The 2,118-nt window shown below is 58.3% G+C and carries 3 protein-coding genes; all 3 read right to left on the bottom strand.

What is annotated here, in order from left to right:
- Nucleotides 1-444: ABC transporter permease subunit (locus tag AC1DVH_RS30015; protein WP_477756850.1), on the bottom strand; the 444-nt coding region annotated here is incomplete at its 3' end.
- Nucleotides 441-1,169 carry an ABC transporter permease gene (locus AC1DVH_RS30010; protein WP_477756849.1) on the bottom strand — a complete coding sequence of 243 codons (729 nt, stop codon included), beginning with the start codon at nucleotides 1,167-1,169 and terminating at the stop codon, nucleotides 441-443. The genes AC1DVH_RS30010 and AC1DVH_RS30015, both read right to left, overlap by 4 nt.
- A gap of 55 nt (nucleotides 1,170-1,224) precedes the next feature.
- Nucleotides 1,225-2,007 carry a transporter substrate-binding domain-containing protein gene (locus tag AC1DVH_RS30005; protein ID WP_477756848.1) on the bottom strand — a complete coding sequence of 261 codons (783 nt, stop codon included), beginning with the start codon at nucleotides 2,005-2,007 and terminating at the stop codon, nucleotides 1,225-1,227.
- Between the last annotated feature and the right edge of the window lie 111 nt (nucleotides 2,008-2,118).

Here is a 2,118-nt window from a genome sequence, read left to right as displayed (position 1 = left end):
GGCATACAGCCTCCAGCCGGTCAGTCCGTAAGCCTTGGCGGCCTCGACTTCGCCGTGGTTCATGCTGCGAATGGCTCCGGCGAAGATCTCCGTGGTGTAGGCGCAGGTGTTCAGGGCGAAGGCCAGGATGGTGCAGTTCATCGCATCGCGAAAGAACGCATCCAGCACGGGCTGAGCACGCACGGCGGCCAGGCTGTAAATGCCGGTGTAGCAAATCAGCAGCTGAATATAGAGAGGCGTACCGCGGAACAGGTAGGTGTAGAACTGCACCGGCCAGCGCACCCAGACATTGGTCGAGACCCGGGCAATCGACAGCGGGATCGACATCACGAAGCCGAAGAAGATCGAGGCACTGAGCAGCCAGAGGGTCATGGCCAGCCCGGTGATGTGATTGCCGTCCTGGAACAGGAAAGGTTTCCAGTATTCCTGCAGTAGCTCGATCATCGCACGGCCTCCCGGGTGCCTGCGGCGTAGAAGATTTCCATCCGGCGCAAGACGTAGTTCGAAACGGTGGTGATCACCAGATAGATCAAGGCGGCCAGAATCAGGAAGAAGAACAGCTGATAGGAGCTCTTGCCCGCGTCCTGGGCCACCTTGACCAGATCGGCCAGGCCAATGATCGACACCAGCGCGGTGGCCTTGAGGATCACCATCCAGTTATTACCGATGCCCGGCAGGGCAAAACGCATCATTTGCGGGAACACCACCAGGCGAAAGCGCTGAGCGCGGGTCAGGCCGTAGGCGGTAGCCGCTTCCATCTGCCCTCGCGGTACGGCGAGGATGGCGCCACGGAAGGTTTCGGTGAAATAAGCCCCGTAGATGAAGCCCAGGGTAATGACCCCGGCGCTAAAGGGATTGATTTCGATGTATTCCCATTCCATGAAATCGGTCAACGAGGTCAGCCAGGTTTGCAGGCTGTAGAAGATCAGCAGCATCAGCACCAGGTCCGGCACCCCGCGGATCAGCGTGGTGTAGGCCTGCGCAGGGACGCGCAGCAGTGCCGATTTCGAAAGCTTGGCGCTGGCGCCGATCAGGCCCAGGCCTACGCTCACCAGCAAGCACAGAAAGGATAATTTGACAGTCATCCAGGAGCCTTGCAGCAACAGCGGGCCGAAGCCCTTAAGGCTGAAGCCTGACAGCCCCATAATCATCAAGAGGTTTTCTAGCATTGGGCAGCCCTACGTCAATCAAAAAAGTGCCCATCCGGAAATGGGCGCAGGGTCATTATTTGCCGCTGTAGAGATTCAGATCGCCAAAGTGCTTCTGCTGGACGGCCGCATAGGTGCCATTGTCGTGCAGTGCCTGGATACCTTTGTTCAGCAAGGCCTGGAGCTCGGCGTTGCCTTTGGTCAGGCCCACGGCGGTTTTGGCTGGCAGCAGGGGGCTTTCGACCGGCTCGCTGACCTGGAAGTCGGCGCCTGGTGGCGACTTCAGGAAGCCCAGTTCGGCTTGCAGCATGTCCTGGATTGAGGCATCGAGGCGTCCGGAGATCAGGTCAGCGTACACCTGATCCTGGTTGGCGTAGGCCTGGGTCTCTACCCCGGCCTTGTCCAGCACGGCCTTGGCGTAGGCTTCCTGGATGGTGCCTTGCTCGTAGCCGACTTTCTTGCCCTTGAGGGAGGCCGGATCGGTGCCGATGGCCGCGCCTTTCTTGAATACCAGTGCGGTCGGGCCAGAGAACAGCTCGTTTGAGAAATCGATAACTTTCTCACGTGCTGGCGTGGCGGTCATGGAAGAGATCACGCCGTCGAACTTGTTGGCCTTGAGGCCGGGAATCATGCCGTCGAAGTCGCTTTCGACCCACTTGCACTTGACCTTCAGCTCTGCGCAGATCGCGTTACCCAGATCGATATCGAAGCCCACCAGGCTGCCATCGGCGGCCTTGGATTCGAACGGCGCATAAGAGGGGTCGACGCCAAAGCGCAACTCCTTGTACTCCTTGGCCAACGCAGAACCGGCAGCCACACACAAAGCCAATGCAGAAAGTGTGAGAAATGCTTTTTTCATTATTTTATTCCCTGGGACCATCGAAAGCGCTTGTGACGCAAGAGCACGGGTACTGCTTGGCAACATGTCTTATGCACACGCAGATACTTGTACAGACAAGCATATGCAATC

It is taken from the genome of Pseudomonas sp. P4_C3, assembly GCF_056402075.1.
Note: the sequence above shows the minus strand (reverse complement) of the source record. Positions and strands in the feature narration are given on the sequence as shown.

Excerpts from the sequence above, each read along its gene's own strand:
- AC1DVH_RS30010 (WP_477756849.1), bottom strand. The coding sequence starts at position 1,169 with ATGCTAGAAAACCTCTTGATGATTATGGGGCTGTCAGGCTTCAGCCTT.
- AC1DVH_RS30005 (WP_477756848.1), bottom strand. The coding sequence starts at position 2,007 with ATGAAAAAAGCATTTCTCACACTTTCTGCATTGGCTTTGTGTGTGGCT.